Origin of the sequence: Peribacillus saganii (genome assembly GCF_003429095.1) — a bacterium.
In the GTDB taxonomy this organism is placed as follows: domain Bacteria; phylum Bacillota; class Bacilli; order Bacillales; family DSM-1321; genus Peribacillus; species Peribacillus saganii.
The window spans coordinates 53,751-72,219 of the sequence record NZ_QVTE01000004.1 but is presented as its reverse complement, the minus strand read 5'-3'; the positions used below and the strand labels follow the sequence as shown (position 1 = coordinate 72,219).

The window sequence follows — 18,469 nt, the reverse complement described above, 5'->3', positions numbered from 1 at the left end:
ACTTTTGAAGTGATCACGCTGGCTCAAATTAATATTGACAAATACAACCGCCTCATCCACAGCAACTTTTACATTTGCTTGATACTGTTTGTCCATTTCTTCTTTCGCCTTTTTTATGGCGCTTTCTACATCAGCTGTTTTACTTTCCTCTAATTTAGCCATGTCTTCTTTTAGCGTTCTCACCGTTTCTTCCATTTTTGATTCGATTTCAGCCTTCTGATCCGAAAGCGCTTCAATTTTTTCTATATTTTCCGTAATGATGGCGTCTTTCTTGTTTCCTTCGTCAGTATTCGTACGCTGAAGCTGTAAGGTTCCAATAAATAAGAGCAATAAAGCCGCCATTATAAATAACATGTTAATTAACATTGGCTTGCGTTCGCGTGATTCTCTTATGTACCTGAAAATGAAAACAACAAAACATACTGCACCAATTAAAAAGAACATTGTAGTCATATACTCCCACCTTAATTTTCCATCTTATGTAAATTCTAAATAACCCAGTATGTGAAATCAATATATTTTTTATATAACACAATATAAGAACACTTGTTCTATAATAAGTAAGTAGGTGAAAGGAGGAATTATTTATGAGTATCAGAGACCGAGGTAAACTTAAATGGCAATCGGCATTTTTCATGCCAGAACATGTTTCTTTGCTACGAGCCATGAAGACGGATTATCACAGGATTGATAAGCCTGTTCTAGACGAGTATCAGATTGAAGAGTTAGAACAAAAAATCTGTTTAGCAATGGAATTTACATACCAAATAAAAATCCAGGTTTGGAACGCAGGATTTATTAAGGAGTATAAAGGTTTCATACATAGGCTCGATGAACTTAGTAAAAGAATATTTTTAGAATTAGATGACGAAAGCATGAAAAAAATATATTTTAGCGAGATTATCGGAATAGAAGTAGTGGAAGCTTAAAAGAAGTTTTTGTGGATAGCTGCTTTTTCACAACGGCGCATAGTGTTAGATATTTCATAAACTTTTCATAATACATACGAAAAAACACCTTTCAAGAACGTTATTATTGTTGATAGGAGGTGTTTTTTTGTTTAAGTTAGAGTTTATTGACCGTATTACTGACGAAGTGTTTCGAGAAGTTACTTTCAACAGTCCGAAAGAAATGCACGCAATGCTTATACAATTTGATTTAAAAGAAGGAGAAGAAATCAGTTTTTTTGATAAACAACTTAGAACCCTTTCAGCTAATTTTGTCGCTATCATTCCCTTTATTAATGGTGAAACTAAAGGTTTTCGTCTGTTGTTTGATGTATCGGTCGCAGACAAACAGTTTGAAATCTATTATAACGATGAAAAAATGATTTAATTTATTTTATCACCGCTTTTTAACAAACGCCAAGCTTCTTCTGGAGCGAGCGGGAGAGCCTAGGTGAGGTCTAAATCCAACATCATTGAATTTTATTAGATTTGAAAAAGTTTCCAGTTTCCCAGCAACTCTAGTCAAACTATAAGACTCAGCTCTCCAAAAGCTAAAACGCCGAAAGTGTTGAAATTTGCATACTAAAAAAACACTGTTAATCAATACTTAAGCATTATAAAGGACAATAAATTCTTAATAATATTTCAACTAAAGTAGAAGGTCAATTTGTTTCCATCTCTCTTTTCTGTAACGATAACATGCTTACTTGCTTTGTTCTTTTGAGGTTTTTCAGGTTTTGTTTTAATTTTTACAGCCCGTATCTGATTATTACTTTTGGATTCTGAATTTTGTCCACATACCCAATTTAATTTATCATTTAACTGGTCTATTGATTTTTTTAGTTTTCTTTTATGAAGGTCCGAGGACATATATTCAAGGTCTTTATGAATCAGTTCTGATACCCTTTCAATCTCATCACAAATATATTCTATCCAATTATTCAAATTTTCTTTTTGAGGACTATTTTTCATTATTTGTTCAAAGATAATAAAGCCTGCTTCATTTTCAGTAAACTTGGCTGATTTTCTTGCCTTTTCAATTACTCCAATTTTCTGTTTCTTATCAAGGTGGTTATACATAGGGTGGTTTACTATCCTTTTAATTGCATCGCCATGAATAGTTGTAATTTCACCATTTTTTAGACACCTCAATAAATTATCCTTGTAACTTCCCATTTCTTCCAGACCATAGATTAAAGCTAAAGCATCCTGACTCCTTCTTTTCTTTTCGTATTCAATTCTGATGTCCTGTGGAACCTCATTCCCCTTTTTCATTCTTCTTTTTTTATTTTTAGGAAATAAGTACTCACGATCAGTGAAATTTTCCAGTTCTTCATAAACAAGTTGTTCATCTAAACCCGTGGTTTTCTTACCATTAGAAATTAAAATAAGTCTAAGAGCATTTCTTCTTTCCGTAGAAGTAACCTCACTATTGACTGTACATTTCACTTTTTTAAATTTATTCATTTCATTGGATAACGCTAAGAATCTTCGGTATCCATGAATCAAGTAATAATCTCCATTTTTATCTGGTCCTTCAACTAGTATCGGATCTAACTGTCCATAAGTCATTAAACTGTTGTATAGCTCAGTTACATCCTTATTTGTTCTGCCGCGAATGTCACATTTTATTTTTTCAATAGAAATTTCCAATGCATACACCTCACTATCCCGTAATTTTACCGAAATATATGCAATGGATTATTTGTCCTATTACATCATTTATTCCTTTTTGATTCCTCAATGAGTTCAATTAATCTTGGAAGATTGATTAATTTTATAGGCTTATTAATTGAATAATTCATAGCTGGTTGTGTGAAGTATCCAGTTGTAACAAAGAATCCTTCTACTGCATTCATATCTACAATTGCACTATGAAACTTTTGAATTTCAGGGCGTGATACTTTATTATTCTCATTGTACCTTTTACATTCTACCAAAGATATTTCATTATCTTTTTTCAGAATAATATCTTTTCCTCCGTCTCCAGAATAAGGAGTCAACTCTGCCTCGTAACCCATAAGAGTAAACAGATCAGCTACATACTTTTCAAAGTCATATGGTCTCATTGAGATTAACTTTTGATATTCTGAGTCTTTAAGCACCCTCATTCTGGTTTCAGCAGCTCTTCTTTCTTTAATTTCTTCCTGTTCCTTTTTTAGCTTAGTATTCTTCAAATTTGAGAGTACATTTATAATAAGTATTAGCATGACTATAATTGCTAAGATGAGTAACCAATCCATGATCGTTAATGACTGGATTTTATACTGTATATTTAAGACTAACTGGTGGATCGCTTGTAACAGTTTTTTTGACAGTGCGTAGAGTATGATTCCTATTACAACAACCCATTCAACCTTGGATATTGTTCTGGAAGTTCTTTTACTGTACCTCCTCCTACCCATACTATATCCCCCCTTGTCCTTCCTATTACTTATTCTCTAAGACAAGAGGTTATTCTTTGAGTTTTATAGGACAAGCAATACAACAAACATGGATAGGTTTATTCTCACGTTCATTAAATGAAGAGATATTTTTTCAACTCATAAAGGTATTTTCCCACTTAATTACGAATAAGTAATTCAGTTATAGGACATCCCCGATCGACATAGAATAATAGAATAAGTGCTTTTTGCTATGGAGGTAAAAATAGATGCTGCAACATTTAGGTCAACAAATTCGGCAATTAAGAACGCAAAAAGGAAAAGGATTAAATGAATTTGCTAAAGAACTACATGTGTCAGCTGGGTATTTAAGCAATTTGGAGACAGGAAAATCAGAAACCATTAAGTTGGATGTGTTGGAGAAAATTCAAGAAGAATTAAAAATCTTGCCAGTTGAGACCGATTCTTCGTTTTCCCAACGTTTTAGAAGAATAGAACAAAATGTCGCAGAGCTTGAGAAAAAAGACCCGATCTATGCTGAGTTTCTTATCCAGAACATTGAGAACAGTATCGAATGGTTTAAAGCTCGTTCAAAGTAACCTTCTCAAGCATTGTATGCGGGATCGCGCCATTTATTCATTCAAGTGAACAATTTGTTCACTTGAATGAATAAATGGTTTTTTTTTTGGCTAGACTAAGATACATAAACCAAGAAGGAGGATACTTTTGAAGCCAATGTCTCTGAAAGAAATGTTAATAAAGCTGGACGAAAATCAGGTGCTTAAGCTGAAGGGAAACCTAAATAAGTATAAGAAGGAGGGAACACTCTTCTTTAAAGGCGACATCCATGAAATCGATTGGGAAAAACCCTTGGAGATTTATTACTTTTTGTCACCTGGGAATATCAAATATCGAAATGCGTTTCCAGTTCCATCATCACACTACTGGAAAATAATGAACCATGTGAACCCTTGGCTATTATTAAGTTCCTATTATCAAACATATTACAGATCAAAAAAAATCCCCCAAAAATGGGCTGGAAACCTATACATGTATAAAGAAGCTAAGTACGTGTGGTTTTTTAGGAACTGATTAAACAGTCCTCGAAAAGGAATCTACTGTCTGTCCTGTTGTTAAATGGTCGTTGTTTTCCTCGCCTAATCGGTCATCGTGTGCTGATGCTTCAACAGAATCATCATGTGGTTGACCATTTTTTGTTTTAGGTTCGACCCCTTCTCCTTCAGGGGGATCACTCTCCGTTGGGTCACCTTCCCCCTCTTCCTCACCCTCTTGAATATCAATTAATTTTCCTATCTGCTTCAGGTACTTCGGTATACTCTTTTTAAATAACGTTTTGGGATTTCCTGCTTTTTCTCCCGTTATCGGACATTCTACTTTTTTCCCTTCTTCAACTATGCACGCCTCTATTATTTTATCGTCCTTGTATATTCGGTGATAATACTCTTTTATTTCACTTTCATAATCCCTATATTCATCAAACCCTTCATATTCAAAGATGTCGTTACTAAATACTTCCCATGATTTATTGAATTTTTTTGCTAAAACGCCAGGGTCAGAATTCGATTGTAAAGCACTTACTTTATCGATTTTTTCATTTATCTCTTTTGAAAAGTTCTGAAACATAAGTATTAATTCACCAATGCTTTCGTTGAACTTTTTATCTGTTTGTTGCCACTGCTTATTTCCCAGTTCTAGATTTTTCACAACGTTTTCCAACTTGGTCTCTAGATGCTGGATTTTCTTTTCATTCGCTTTTATTTTGTCCTCAAGCTGAGAAGGTTCGTGCATTGCCTGCTTCTCGATTAACGGTTGTATTGTCCCTTTGATCTCTTTATGCGGTATTTCGCCTAACTCAACTATTTTGTTTGTTTCTTTATAATACTGAATCAGCTGCACAGCACCTGGATGAACATCGGTTATAAATTCATAAAGGTCATCCTCATCAATTCTCCAGCCGTCCTTTCTATTTTCTGTACGCTCTGCAATGATCTTCCCTTCCCTAATCCAGCGAGTCACCGTTTGGATAGAATGGGTCACGTAATGTTCGTTTAATATCCTTAAAGCCTCATGTACATTTAAATATCTCCCCATTATCCAAGCCCCCTACATTACTTTCATCAAACATTATATGAGGTAACCAGAGACATATATTCATGCTTCCATCATTTTTACATCTTATCTATAAGTTTATAAAGTGAGAGTTGTAAGTTTAACAAAGTAAGATTACAAAAGTAAGATTATCAAGCAAAAGTTAGGCAGGTAATTTTATAAGCCTAAGATTGCTTATGTAACATTAGCTATGTAATTTTACATAAGCAAAATCACAAAAGTAATGTTATTAGAGTAATGTCATGAATAACCGAGAAAATAAAGAGTTTTGTCTTATTCTGCCGAGAATTAAAATACAATTTTTTATCTAAAAATACAAAATATTACAAAAAACAACAAATCCCTATGGGACAGTAAGGGCTTGTCCTTCCTTGCTATATATAGCTCGGTGGAGAATTCCAAAAAGGATCCTTTTTGGAATCCCCCACCGAGCTATAAAATGAAGCCGAACAAACAGCCGAGAAATAAGGAAATATAAAATAAAGAAATGTAAAATAATATAAAATCTCATAACATAAAAATACTAGGTATTTCTTAATGTTCATTTTATTTTGTCGAATGGTGTAATTATAAAAACACCTTGTCCAATCAAAAAGGTAAGAATATTTCAATTTAACTACTTATGTAAACTGACAAATAATAGAAAAAAAGAGCCTATAAGGCTCTTCTCAGTTGTTGAGTCAGTGATTAGATTAATGCTGTAAGGATGGATGGTTAACGGGTACTTTTGTTGAAGATCCAGCTGCCCAATTCAGTGCTTTTCTTATTTAACTAATGGGGCAGGTTAGCCAAACAAGGAACTAGTAGTTATTTAAAAAAGCACTGGTTGGACCAGTGCTTTTTAGCCAATTAATATTTTTTCCTCAGCATAACGAATCTTCGCTTTATTATTTGCGTGGATGGCTAGTGCAAAAGCCATTGTTAAAGGACCTACTCTTCCGATAAACATCATTACTGTAATTAAAATCCGCCCCATAGGACTTAATTCCATTGTTAATCCAGCACTCATTCCGACTGTTCCAAAAGCTGAGACTGTTTCAAATAGTACTTTAGACATTTCTGCTCCTTTTTCTGTTATTGTCAGTAAAAAGAAGATCAAGAAAATAAAAATAACTCCAGAAACAGCAATGGATAGCGCTCTAAATACAAGTGTCTTAGGAACTCTGCGTTTAAAGATATTTATATCTTCTTTGTTAGTAACGACAGACCAAAGAGCCAGTAACAAGAGAGCAAATGTTGTTACTTTGATTCCACCTGCTACTGAACCCGACCCTGCACCTATAAACATTAACCCCATCATATAAACTTGAGAACTTAATGTCATTTGACTAATATCAATTGAATTAAAACCAGCAGTACGAGGAACAACTCCCTGGAAATAAGCAGCCCACCACTTATCGGTCGTCCCCAAACTTCCTAGAGTAACGGGATTATCATATTCCAAACCAAATATGATAAGTGTACTAACTATATTGATAACCAAAGTAAAACTTAACGTTATCTTAGTGTGAAGAGAGACCTTTCTCAAATTCCTCTTTTCGAATATATCGGCAACCACAAAAAAGCCTATACCGCCAAGAATAAATAATGAGGTTATGATGATATTTATAGTGGGATCACCAACCCATTTACTTAAACTATCCGCTTCAAGACCAAACCCAGCATTATTAAAAGCAGAAATAGAATGGAATATTCCGTAATATAGGGCTTGACCCCAACTCATTTCCTGGGACCAACGGATAGCCAAGGCGATTGCCCCAAGGGCTTCCACTATTAACGTGATGATAATAAGTCGTTGAACCAATCGTATAATTCCTTGTAGTGAGAATGTGTTTAACGATTCTTGAAGTAACAGTCTTTGTTTTAAGCCGATCTTTTTCCCAAGTATGATAAACATCAGTATTCCACTGGTCATAAATCCCCAGCCACCCAGTTGAATAAGGGCTAATAGGATAATTTGACCAAATAAAGTAAAGGTGGTCCCTGTATCAACAACGGCTAATCCTGTTACACATACTGCCGAAGTGGCTTCAAACAAGGCATCAATTAAGCTAAGGTGATGCCTGTCTTTTGTTGCTGCTGGAATCATAAATAGGCAAGTACCTATAAAGATTAAGACCAGAAAACCTAGAACTAGAATATGGGCAGGATGTAGATTTATTGTCTTTAATCTTTTTATGTGATTAAAAAAAGTCATATTTTTCTCCTAAAGACTACAATTTACTTTTGTTTTCATCTTATTCTTTTTACATTCTATTTTCAAATAATGGTGTGTTGATGACGAGGGATTGGTTAACGCACTTTTTAGTTATATTTGAGACAGTTTTGATTGTGAAGAATGGTACTTAAACAAACGGGTGCGATAGTTTAACAGGGAGGCTGTCCGAAAAGTAGTTATTCAGCCCAAATGTTAAAAAAGCAAAACCCAAGAATTAAGTGGTTTGTCCTCGTGACGTTCCCAAAACTCCATACATCTTCGATAAATAAATTCTAATTTGCCGTAATAGGTCTCTCGTCCAACTTCGAGAATTTCACAAGTTCTTGTAATAGGAGTTCGGCTCAAAAGCAATTTTGTAAACATGTGAAGAACATCGCTCCGCTTTTGATTGTAAGTGATGGATTGTTTGCGATTTGGTGTTAGAGTTGTCTTTTTCTTGCAAGTTTTACATTGCCAGCGTTGTGTTCCTGTACTACTTTTCCCTTGTTTTAGAATGCGTTCGGTTCAACGAAAGAAGCAAAGATAGAGTTTAGTATTAATTGTATAATGAGAGTAGATAATCGGGGGAGGTGGAAATGATTAACAAACAGAAAAATTCCGATACTGCAATCATTGTAATTCATGAAATCTATGGTATTAACCAGCATTTGAAGGATATTTGTCAGTCATTATCGGCATATGATTTTGATGTCATTTGCCCTAATTTATTAGAACAAAAAGCACCTTTTGATTATTCTCAAGAGGAAATTGCTTATCGTAATTTTATGGAGAATATAGGTTTTATTAATGCTTTACATAAAATTAGAGATTTGATATCAGATATTAAAAATGAATATCAAAAGGTATTTGTTGTCGGGTTTAGTGTAGGAGCAACGGTTGCTTGGTTGTGTAGTGAGGAAAAACGTGTTGATGGAATCGTTGGATACTATGGTTCACGCATTAGGGATTATGTAGAAATATCACCTCAGTGTCCTGCACTGCTGTTCTTTCCACAAGAAGAAAAATCATTTACTATTGACCAGTTAATTTCAACTTTAGATAAAAAGAATGTCGAGATACATAAATGTAGAGGACAACATGGATTTACTGACCCGTACTCCTCTAAGCATAATAGAGAATCAGCAGATAAAACATTTAACGAGATGGTAAACTTTTTTCTGAAACATTCATTAATCTAATTCAAATATTCAGCTAATGGGAATCGTTAGTTCAACAAAGAAAAGCAAGTTTTCAGCATTATCAATTTTGAATCCTCCAAAACTCTATTTTCAGTTTTATACACTCGTATACATTTCAATCAAGTTTCTCGACAGACTGACAAAACCAATCAGAGTTCTGATTGGTTTTGTCAGTTGAGAAAATCTCATCATTCGTCCTTTGTTGAATTTTTCTTAATTGAATCGGTCCAAGAGCTAAATAAAGAAAAGTGATATTTAAAAAAATTAAGAGCCTATAAGGCTCTTCCTGAGAATACATTCATTTTGGGGATAGGGTAAGAATTTGATCAGGCATAGCATAAAACGAAAATGATATTCGATCCTCACTGACTAATTTACAATCTTTCACCATAAGCAACACCAACGCCCTTAGAAACCTCGATTGTTGTGTGATACCATTTAAACTGTTATGAATAAACTGTTCAAGCACCCTTCTATCAGCCAAAATCCTCTGCAAATTTTTAATGTACTCCATTTGATTCTCAATGTTCTTTTCTAATTCGATAATTGTATCTTCCGAGTGATTTTTAGAAATCAGCCATGCAACCTCAACTTCATCTTTCGCTTCCTCCAAATACACATTTTCTTTTTCAATTTTTCTTTTGTATAAGATTAATTGATGCAGGGATTCTCGTTCTTCTGTTAACTCCACTTGCCACCGAGAACATTGGCTGCTGTTTTGTTTCAACTCATTTCTGAACCGTTTTTCAACTTCCTCGAACAGTGAATTGAAGGAATTAGGAAGGGTATGGTAAAAGACCAAAAATTGTTGATGCAAGCATTCTTCTAATACTTTTTGACCGCATGCACAAATGTAATAGCGGTAACCGTCCTGTTTTCCAGGGGTTTTCTTTGATTTCGTGCGCTGATCTTTCCCTTTCATCTCTTTACCACAATGGCAAAACAGAACATCGTTAAAACTAAAAGAAGTACAAAAATGCTGAGGACCTAATGTCTTTGACTCCTCATATTTCCGCCAACATAACAACCACTGTTCCTTAGAAATCGGCGGGTCTGGTACCCAATCGCATTTTACCCATTCCCATTCCTCCATGGGATTTAAGCTGTAACCACCTTTTTTGCCTGGCGTTCGGTTATACACAAAAAAACCTGTGTAGAATGGGTTTGTCACAATAAATCTAACTTTTTTGGTTTGCCATTTTTCGTGTGGACGCTCGATGGACAGCATTTTGGCGAGGCTTGTTAGCGTTTCTTTTCCTTGATACAGTTGGAAAATACGTTTGATTACCGCTATTTCATCATCAACTGGTATGAATCCGCACACTATTTGAATTTCTTTTCCATTTTTATTCTCAGTTTTTTTAACGGGTCTGTATCCATAAGGAATCCTCCCGCCTGAATACTTTCCTTTTTCACGGATGGTTTTCAATGTATCCCGTGTCCGTGTTGAATTGTTGTCCGATTCAAGCTTCGTCATTCCGTCTTCAACAAGATGTCTTATTAAATTTTCCACATCGTATTTGGAATACAGTTCCCCTTTTGATGCAATAAATACAGGAATATTTAACCTATCGAATTCTTTTCGCAGGTCAAAGTGTTCCAACGTTTGACGGGAAAGCCGATCAATATCTGAAACAATAATACCATCCACTTCGTCTCTTTTGACTGCTTTAAATAATTCCTGAAACTGTTTTCTTTTTTGATGGGGGACGCGATAAGCCGAAATTTCGTCGATAAATTCCATATCTTCGTTTATCTCGATTCCCTGATTGGCAGCATAATTCTTCACTATGCTGTCCTGTCGTTTTTGATCCTGTAAGTCCGTGGAAACGCGCCCGTAAAAAGCGGGCTTTTTAACCTTTTGAATCATTTCACGTGGATTCATTTTCTCGTCCATCCTTGTCCCCCTTCTCCTTCTTATCGTTGTATCGAAGATATACGGTGGATTCACCGCACACTACCCACTCTAGCAGGTTTAGAATGCCGAGTTTATCATCATAACTGAAATGCTCGAACGTGAGTTTATCCAAGTTTTCAAAATGTGTTATATTCTGGATTGCCTGCTCCAAGTGGTAGCATTGATTCAGTAAAGATTCATGCTCGGCAAATTTATCTTTATACTCCCTTACCAGATTTTGAATGGAGTGAATGGCTGATGAGTCTGTTGTTAGTTGTTTCATCTTCTTCTTTAAGTCTTGCTCCAATTTCAACTTGCCATCTTCCAGTTGTTTCTTTTTCTTAGACGGGAGATGTAAAAAACGGTTTTGTAACACTTTTTTTACTTCTTCTACATGGGACTGAGCCATTTTTTTTAAATGATTTAGTATGGCATCAATAACGAGTTGATCAAATTCAACAATGGGCACTCTATTAGTGCAATCTGGACACTTGTAATACACCTTCTGTCTTTTCAATATCTTCATGTCATTAAGTTTTTGTTGGCACATTCCGCATTTTATTTTCTGCTCTAACAGAGCTTGGTACGGCTCCTTCACTTCCAACCATTCCATGTCTGGACAGGTGATTTTTAGACGCCTGTTTGCTTCATTCCATATTTCATCGTCATCCCAAATGCGCAATTCTGTCTTGATGTTTGGAGCTTGGTAGTCTACTCCTTGGAGTCGTTGAATGAGTACCCCCTTATAGAGAGGCTGAGATATAATCTTTAAAATCCTCTCCTTACCGAAGTTTACTTCCTTGAGCTCAGGATGTTCTTTCATAGCCTTTATTATTTCGGTAATGTTTTTTTCTTCGCTCCAGCAAGCGATAAATTCTTGAAAGATGATTTTGACAACTTCCGCTTTCTCCCTAACAATTTTGATCGTCCCTTCACTTGACGTGTACCCATAAGGAGGGCTGCCGCCGCACCAGTCTCCATTTTTAGCTAAATAAACTCTTGTTTGCATTTGTCTTCGGTGAATATTTTCCCCTTCTTGTTGTGCTAACCCAGCAAGAAGGATCTCCACAAATTCTCCAGTTGGTCCAGTTTGCAACGGCGGTTCATTGTCCGCGGCGAAATGAATCTCTACCTTGGCATCCAACAACCGCCGTATAATTTGCAAATATTGTTGGACATTACGAGCCAACCTGTCTCTTTTGTAAACGATAAGTCTTGATATTTCGCCCTGCTCAGCATCATACATCAATTTAGATATCACTGGTCGTTCCTCAATGCTGTTTATCCGAGCTGATTTTTCGCCTTCGTTATAAAACTTATGAACGATCCAGTCATTATGATGGGCATATTCAACACAGACAGTTTTCTGTACATTCGTTGAATTTTTCTGTTTATCTTTATCCAGCGATTGCCTTGCATAAATGACTGTGTTTTTCAAATGTCTAGTTCAGCCTCCCTTATTTTCTTTCTTACCTCCTGCTCGACCCAATCCGCGCAAAGATTTAGCCATTCCTTTTTAAACTCTGGCTTGTACACAATTTGAACGGAATCAAGTTGCAAGGTGGGAATCTCTTTTTTCTTCCTTCCCATTACATTCACCTTCCTCATATCAATTATCTTACTTAACCTGATATGCTTATCATTTCCAAAAAAGTAGAGATTATTCATTTAAATGAATAGTTGTTTATATTAATGAACAAATTAAGTTACATCAATCTCTTTTTTTTCTGGTGCCCAGACTACCTGTAATTGCTCATTTGAATAGTTGCTTGCCAGGTAATGTTCAGTTGCAGATTGCATTACTTTCTTTCTCCAATCAATGAGTCTTTGCTGGAGCACAAGCGCTTCCTCATTAGGCAATTCATTAATTTGGCGGAACACTTTTCCCTTAAAACTGAATTTAATTCCTGGATTCATGGTAAAACCCCCTTTTTACAACTTATGCAAGAAGAGGAACCACAACCCTAAAAGTTCATATTGAGCCGTTTATTACATATAAATGGACAAAGAGTATTGGAGGCATCTGTTGTATGGTTTTGAAATACGGTGAAATCGATTCACGGGACATCGCCATTTATTGCCGTGTGTCAACCGATGAACAGGCACGTGAGGGACTGTCTTTAGAAGAACAGCAGCATCGTCTTGAGTCCTACTGTCAGGCAATGGGATGGAAGAATGAAATTCGTTATTTCATTGACGAGGGGTTTTCCGCGAAGAATCTGGAACGACCGAAACTCACCTCCCTATTGCAGGAAGTTCGAGACAATAACATCTCCAAAGTGATTGTGACCAAACTAGATCGCCTGAGCAGAAGACTTTTAAACCTATTAGAATTGATTGAGATATTTCAAAACCAAGAAGTCTCATTCATATCGATTAGCGAGAGCTTCGATACAAATACCCCGTCAGGAAGGCTAACGTTGCAAGTATTGGGTGCGGTCGCAGAATTTGAGCGGGAACGTATCCGTGAACGCGTTGTTGATAACATGTTCCATGCGGCGAATAAAGGGAAATGGTTAACTTCAGCTCCCTACGGATATGAATTGGTTAAAAAGGAACTACACATCAAACCCGAAACTGCCAAAGTGGTGAAGAGGATATATGATATGTATTTACATGAGCGAAAAGGTTTTTTAACCATCGCAAAAGCACTTAACGAAGAAGGCATATCTTCCCCTACTGGAAAAGAGTGGTGGAACCGAACCATTAAACTCATCCTCTCGAATCCCGCTTATAAGGGAACAACGGTATGGAATCGAATAGAAGGCAGCCAAAAAAAGAGACCTAAAAAGGATATGGAGGAATGGGTGATACAAGAAGGAACACATGAAGCCATCATTGAACCCAAAGTTTGGGATTTAGTTCAGGAAAAACTTGAAAGTAAGTCCTTGCCATCTCGTGCACATTCCAGCCCCCATCTTTTGAGCGGGATACTGAAATGTCCAAAATGCGGATCAGGAATGAGTGTCAGTACCTCTGGGTCAAGAACAAATCCCTATAAGGCTTACCGATGTTCTACATATAAAAATAAAGGGACTTGTACAGGCAAACAATATCGGATGGAGGAGATGCATGATCTGTTTAAAAAGGGATTAGAGGAATTATTCTTCGATCTTCCAGTTGAGGACTTTACCATTAAACCAATAAAAGTCACAAAGCAATCTCTTTCAACCAACAACCAGAAGCTTCATACAGGAAAAAAACGCTATGAAAGAAAAGTAGAAGCTTATACGGCGGGATTGATTTCCTTGGAAGAATTGAAAAAGGAAAAGGAGCGGTTGGACATACTAACAAATGTCCTTTCCATAGAGGATTCTCCACAGAAAGGGATTCGAGAAATTGAAGAAGAAATAAAAACTCTTATCCAGACAGTGTTGCAGGCAATAGATACACTTCCCACTAAAACAGTGAAAACCTTCTTAAACGAGATATTTGAAAAGATAGTACCAACAGAAGATCAAAAATTGCTTTTTGTATTTCGAGTCTTTAAACAAGACGCTCATAATTCATGAATCATTAATAATGTATTGATCCAATCAAAAAGAGCATTGATTTATAAATCGATGCTCTTTTTGATTCGATGTGTATCCTAATAAAAAAGGAAGGACAGCCTTCGTTCATGATTTTTGTTTCCAGCTGCGGCCAAAAATAGAGCATTTCCTCACGCATCATAGTCAAGATATCGCGCTGCCATTCTTCCAGCTCACGGCTGTACTGTTCAATGAAAAGTAAGATATCCTTTTCCGGCTGCGGCGGGAATACCTTTTTAACCCTTCGTGGCTGAAGTGTATTCGCGTTCTTCTGATCCAATCCCCATAAGTCATCGTACGGTGATGAGGCAGGCTTTTGCTCCTCTTCCTCCTCCACATCCTCCCTGCTCCATGATAGCTTTGGCCGAACCAATGACGGATCGATATGTTCCTCAATTGCCAGGACTGCATCAAGGAAATGCTCAACCTTTTTTTTGCCATATTTAATTTCGTACATACGAATCCGGTCAGCTGTAGCCGCCATGCTTTCAACCATATCCCGTTTCGTATTCTGGAAACGAACATTATTTTTGAAAAAGTCACAATGAGCCAGAACATGGGCAACAATCAGTTTGTTCTGAATAAGTGAATTGGAGTCGAGCAAAAAGGCATAGCACGGGTCTGAGTTGATTACGAGCTCGTAAATTTTGCTTAAGCCAAGATCATAATGAAGCTTCATTTTATGAAACTGTTTCCCAAAGCTCCAATGGGAAAATCTTGTGGGCATTCCATAGGCACCAAATGTATAAATAATTTCAGACGGGCATATTTCATAACGCATTGGGTAAAAATCCAGCCCAAACCCCTTCGCGATTTCGGTAATTTCTGATATCGCGTATTCAAGGGCTTTTTGTTCCGATTTTTTCATATGCATTTCCCCTTTCCCTTACCACAATGTATGATACAAGGTACGGAAAATGACGTACATTTTGCCCGATAATTAAGAAATGCGAAAGCGCTGCAGAGGAATAACGGCTAAGACCTCCACTCCGTGTGGCGACGCCGGCACTAACACGTCGTGTGCGTCGGGGCTTTATTTCCTACGGAAAAAAAGTTGCTGGGCGCTGGAGCTAGACATCTGTACTTGTTAGAAAAGTTATATTTCTTTTCTAAATAAAAACCTCGCTCTATTAGCGAGGTGTTGATTGTGAAGGAGACTTTTCTTCTACTTTCAAATTTAATAGCCTATTGTTGGTAAGGCTATGATTAACAGTAACCACGACATCACGTTCTTTTCCATCTTGGGACACTTTAAATAAAAAAGAATCACTTACTTGGCCGTTTCCGAGATCTTTTCTGCCCAAATATTGATAGTCGGTTACATTAGCCTCTGGATAATCGGCCTGTACAACAGTAATAGCTATTTTGCCGTACTTTTCGTAGTCCGGTTGTTGAGCAAATGCCGAACCCTGACCCAGAAACATTACCATGCAAAGAATAGACATTAATTTCTTCATATATATACACCTCACTTTTTCCTTAGAATGCGATGGGTTCCCATTTTTTATTCCTGGAATCCTCACAGTTTCGTTTCCATATTGATCTTCATAAAATACAGTTAATACTCCACATTTTGCATAGGAAGGTTCTTGGCTTTTTGAACAAACTAAAAGTACTCCTTTAAAAGGAGGAGATAAATTGGATAAAGCAGAATATGACCGCGCGTTGTATTATACACATCGCTCAGAATGGGATAACCTGCTGATTTTAATGGTTCGAACAAAGGATGATTTCTTATCCAGAAAAATTGAGCACTTCCTGCACGCTTATCATTTCGAGCATGATTATAAGGTAATCGAAAGCCATTTGTATGCGCTGCTTCGTTATATTGACCATGCGACTGAAATGACGTTCCAGGATATACGCCTTCACGGATAACCATATGTTAGTTTTTACAATTCATAAACGGGTATTCACTAATATGGGAATAAAGTTAATGGGATGGCTTTAATTCCTAGCGGCAAGACTGATTAGCGGACAAAGAAATTCAGCCATATGGCTGTCAAATAACAAATGGCCCGATTGGGCCATTTGTTATGCTAATTTCCAATAAAAAGCTCTTTGCCGTCCACCTACTCCGTAATACGTCTTCTATTTTTTTATCCCTTTTTGCTCCAGTTTCTGTTTTGCCCAAAATTTTAGTAACAAAGAATAATGCAATAAATCCAGTTAGCAGTCCAATGAAATTTGACCATATTCCATGTATTTCACCTCCTTGTTAGTAAATTTGAACAACAAGATAACTTTAAATTACATGTCGGATTTTTATTCAATATATCAAGGACACATGAACGATTACACAGGTGATTTCTAAATGACAAAAATACTTTAAACCTGGGGTTCCTAGGTCAGCTATAACCTTAAAAATTAGCTGTTTGGCTATAATGAGACCGTTGCTTCCACATAAAAAGGTACCCCTTCATCAATTGAAGGAGCACCCTTGTTTATATTATTGTGTTAATAATCTCCATGAACCCATCAGTTACCTGCGTAAGATTCTCATCCGCTTCTCTTTCTGTTTTGCCCTGTACTCCAAAATAAAATTTTATTTTCGGCTCAGTGCCTGATGGGCGGAGGCAGCACCATGTTCCATCCTCAAGAAAATATTTAAGCACGTTCGACCGTGGCAGGAGAATCTCCTCTTGAAGGTTTTCAAGCAGCAAATGTTTGGAACTGCTCTGATAATCTTCTATCGCAACGATTTTTCTGCCTGCAATTTGCTGTGGAGGACTGGTCCGGAAATGTAACAGGATATCCTGGATTTGCTGTGCACCGGAAATCCCTTTTAAAGTCAGCGAGCGGAGTCCTTCCTTGTAATATCCATACTTTTCAAAAACCTGTAGCAAACCCTCAAATAAAGTCATGCCTTGCTTTTTGTAATAACCGCAGATTTCGACCGCCATTACGGAAGCCTGGATGGCGTCTTTATCCCTTGCAAAATCGCTGATTAAGTAGCCATAGCTTTCTTCATACCCGAATAAAAATGTATGTTTTCCGGTTTTTTCGAATTCATTGATTTTTTCCGCAATAAACTTGAAACCAGTCAGTACATCGATGGTTTCAAGTCCATATCGCGAAGCAATCTCCCTTCCAATTTCCGATGTTACAATCGTTTTTAGGACTGCACCATTGGCAGGAAGTTTTCCTTTTTGCTGTCTTTGCCCCAATAAATAATCAAGGAATAGCGCCCCCGTTTGGTTACCGGTTAAGACTACATATTCACCTTGTTTATTTTTCACAGCAATTCCGAGCCGGTCTGCATCAGGATCTGTTGCAATGAGAATATCAGCATTTTCTTTCACCCCCTGCTTGATGGCTAATTCAAATGCCGCATGCTCTTCAGGATTGGGTGAAGCGACAGTGGAGAACTCCGGATCCGGAAGCTCCTGTTCTTTTACAACGGATATGTTGTGGTATCCAAGATCACGAAGCGCACGGCGGACTGATTTATTTGCGGTGCCGTGCAAAGGTGTAAATACAACCTTTACATCCGTTTCTGCTGCCATATCCGGATTTTCTGAAATTGTTAATAACTTTGAATTATATGCAGTGTCAATCTCTTCTCCAACTATTTGAATCAAACCCTGTGCCTTTAAAGTTTCTTCATTCTCTACATTAATTAATAATTCATTTTGTACGGCATTTACAAATTCAATAACCGTGTCAGCTGCTTCGGGGGGAAGCTGTCCTCCATCATTGCCGTAAACTTTATACCCGTTGTATTCTGGCGGATTATGGCTTGCAGTAATCACAATCCCCGCATATGCTCCCAAAAAACGGACGGCAAAGGATAGCTCAGGTGTGGGTCTCAATTCATCAAAAAGAAAAACCTTGATCCCGCGGGATGCCAATGTCTTTGCTGCTTCCATAGCAAATTCCGGAGATTTCCTTCTTGAATCAAAAGCAATCACCGTACCGCGTGCCTTTGCTTCCTCTCCAAACGATTCAATATAGCGCGCTAACCCTTCTGTTGCTTTTCTTACTGTATAGATATTCATCCGGTTTGTACCAGCGCCTATTTCGCCGCGCATTCCGCCCGTTCCAAATTCCAGATTCTTATAAAATGCATCCTCAAGGCTTTTTTCATCCTCTTTCATTTCATCCATTAATCCCCTGATTTCAGTGTCAAGGGTTGGGTGTTTATCCCACACCGTAAAAGTCTGCTTCCAATCCATTCTCTCATCT

19 protein-coding genes and 1 pseudogene are annotated in these 18,469 nt (G+C 37.0%); 7 read left to right on the top strand and 13 right to left on the bottom strand.

Annotated features, from left to right (window positions below; genetic code table 11):
• Positions 1 to 453: hypothetical protein (locus tag D0469_RS01745; RefSeq protein ID WP_142919145.1), on the bottom strand; the 453-nt coding region annotated here is incomplete at its 3' end.
• A 134-nt stretch (positions 454 to 587) separates the two neighbouring features.
• On the opposite strand from D0469_RS01745, the gene D0469_RS01740 reads away from it, so the two are divergent.
• Both D0469_RS01740 and D0469_RS01735 read left to right on the top strand, forming a co-directional pair.
• Positions 588 to 929 carry a YolD-like family protein gene (locus D0469_RS01740; protein WP_117324938.1) on the top strand — a complete coding sequence of 114 codons (342 nt, stop codon included), beginning with the start codon at positions 588 to 590 and terminating at the stop codon, positions 927 to 929.
• Between the two features lie 127 nt (positions 930 to 1,056).
• Positions 1,057 to 1,335 (top strand): hypothetical protein, encoded by a 279-nt coding sequence (locus tag D0469_RS01735; RefSeq protein ID WP_117324937.1) that lies wholly within the window; start codon positions 1,057 to 1,059, stop codon positions 1,333 to 1,335.
• Positions 1,336 to 1,592: 257 nt separating this feature from the next.
• On the opposite strand, the gene D0469_RS01730 is transcribed toward D0469_RS01735, so the two are convergent.
• Positions 1,593 to 2,600 (bottom strand): ParB N-terminal domain-containing protein, encoded by a 1,008-nt coding sequence (locus D0469_RS01730; RefSeq protein WP_158553324.1) that lies wholly within the window; start codon positions 2,598 to 2,600, stop codon positions 1,593 to 1,595.
• Positions 2,601 to 2,665: 65 nt separating this feature from the next.
• Entirely contained in the window at positions 2,666 to 3,352 is a 687-nt protein-coding gene (locus D0469_RS01725) for a restriction endonuclease (protein ID WP_117324935.1), read from the bottom strand.
• Between the two features lie 248 nt (positions 3,353 to 3,600).
• On the opposite strand from D0469_RS01725, the gene D0469_RS01720 reads away from it, so the two are divergent.
• Positions 3,601 to 3,930 (top strand): helix-turn-helix domain-containing protein, encoded by a 330-nt coding sequence (locus tag D0469_RS01720; RefSeq protein WP_117324934.1) that lies wholly within the window; start codon positions 3,601 to 3,603, stop codon positions 3,928 to 3,930.
• Positions 3,931 to 4,057: 127 nt separating this feature from the next.
• A complete protein-coding gene (locus tag D0469_RS01715; protein ID WP_117324933.1) occupies positions 4,058 to 4,423 on the top strand; it encodes a hypothetical protein in 366 nt (121 codons plus the stop codon).
• Here D0469_RS01715 and D0469_RS01710 read toward each other — a convergent pair whose 3' ends face one another.
• The 3 genes from D0469_RS01710 to D0469_RS22215 all read right to left on the bottom strand — a co-directional run bounded on the left by D0469_RS01710 (position 4,424) and on the right by D0469_RS22215 (position 8,174).
• On the bottom strand, positions 4,424 to 5,443 hold the full coding sequence (locus tag D0469_RS01710; RefSeq protein WP_117324932.1) for a MerR family transcriptional regulator: 1,020 nt from the start codon (positions 5,441 to 5,443) through the stop codon (positions 4,424 to 4,426).
• An 859-nt stretch (positions 5,444 to 6,302) separates the two neighbouring features.
• Complete coding sequence (locus tag D0469_RS01705) at positions 6,303 to 7,658, bottom strand: TrkH family potassium uptake protein (protein ID WP_117324931.1); 1,356 nt, start codon at positions 7,656 to 7,658, stop codon at positions 6,303 to 6,305.
• A 213-nt stretch (positions 7,659 to 7,871) separates the two neighbouring features.
• Positions 7,872 to 8,174, bottom strand: a complete 303-nt coding sequence (locus D0469_RS22215) for a hypothetical protein (RefSeq protein WP_456107151.1) — start codon at positions 8,172 to 8,174, stop codon at positions 7,872 to 7,874.
• 80 nt (positions 8,175 to 8,254) lie between these two features.
• On the opposite strand from D0469_RS22215, the gene D0469_RS01695 reads away from it, so the two are divergent.
• Entirely contained in the window at positions 8,255 to 8,857 is a 603-nt protein-coding gene (locus D0469_RS01695; RefSeq protein WP_117324930.1) for a dienelactone hydrolase family protein, read from the top strand.
• A 298-nt stretch (positions 8,858 to 9,155) separates the two neighbouring features.
• On the opposite strand, the gene D0469_RS01690 is transcribed toward D0469_RS01695, so the two are convergent.
• From D0469_RS01690 to D0469_RS01680, 4 genes are all read right to left on the bottom strand, one after another.
• Positions 9,156 to 10,754 carry a recombinase family protein gene (locus tag D0469_RS01690; RefSeq protein WP_117324929.1) on the bottom strand — a complete coding sequence of 533 codons (1,599 nt, stop codon included), beginning with the start codon at positions 10,752 to 10,754 and terminating at the stop codon, positions 9,156 to 9,158.
• Positions 10,729 to 12,192 carry a recombinase family protein gene (locus D0469_RS01685; RefSeq protein ID WP_117324928.1) on the bottom strand — a complete coding sequence of 488 codons (1,464 nt, stop codon included), beginning with the start codon at positions 12,190 to 12,192 and terminating at the stop codon, positions 10,729 to 10,731. Before D0469_RS01685 ends, D0469_RS01690 begins: the two co-directional genes overlap by 26 nt.
• Positions 12,189 to 12,344 (bottom strand): hypothetical protein, encoded by a 156-nt coding sequence (locus tag D0469_RS20915; RefSeq protein WP_158553323.1) that lies wholly within the window; start codon positions 12,342 to 12,344, stop codon positions 12,189 to 12,191. The genes D0469_RS01685 and D0469_RS20915 overlap by 4 nt, the downstream gene beginning before the upstream one ends.
• A gap of 111 nt (positions 12,345 to 12,455) precedes the next feature.
• Entirely contained in the window at positions 12,456 to 12,671 is a 216-nt protein-coding gene (locus tag D0469_RS01680) for a hypothetical protein (RefSeq protein WP_117324927.1), read from the bottom strand.
• 113 nt (positions 12,672 to 12,784) lie between these two features.
• Between D0469_RS01680 and D0469_RS01675 the strand changes: the two genes are divergently transcribed.
• Positions 12,785 to 14,266: a recombinase family protein gene (locus tag D0469_RS01675; RefSeq protein WP_117324926.1), complete on the top strand. Its 1,482-nt coding sequence runs from the start codon at positions 12,785 to 12,787 to the stop codon at positions 14,264 to 14,266.
• Between the two features lie 82 nt (positions 14,267 to 14,348).
• Here the strand turns inward: D0469_RS01675 and D0469_RS01670 are convergent.
• Positions 14,349 to 15,152 (bottom strand): annotated as a pseudogene (locus D0469_RS01670) (SpoVR family protein); the annotation flags it as partial.
• A 262-nt stretch (positions 15,153 to 15,414) separates the two neighbouring features.
• Complete coding sequence (locus D0469_RS01665) at positions 15,415 to 15,741, bottom strand: DUF3889 domain-containing protein (RefSeq protein ID WP_117324924.1); 327 nt, start codon at positions 15,739 to 15,741, stop codon at positions 15,415 to 15,417.
• Positions 15,742 to 15,922: 181 nt separating this feature from the next.
• On the opposite strand from D0469_RS01665, the gene D0469_RS01660 reads away from it, so the two are divergent.
• The gene (locus tag D0469_RS01660) at positions 15,923 to 16,162 is read left to right on the top strand and encodes a YhdB family protein (RefSeq protein ID WP_117324923.1); all 240 of its coding nucleotides are present in this window, start codon (positions 15,923 to 15,925) and stop codon (positions 16,160 to 16,162) included.
• Between the two features lie 566 nt (positions 16,163 to 16,728).
• On the opposite strand, the gene D0469_RS01655 is transcribed toward D0469_RS01660, so the two are convergent.
• Entirely contained in the window at positions 16,729 to 18,459 is a 1,731-nt protein-coding gene (locus tag D0469_RS01655) for a phospho-sugar mutase (protein WP_117324922.1), read from the bottom strand.
• Positions 18,460 to 18,469 lie beyond the last annotated feature (10 nt).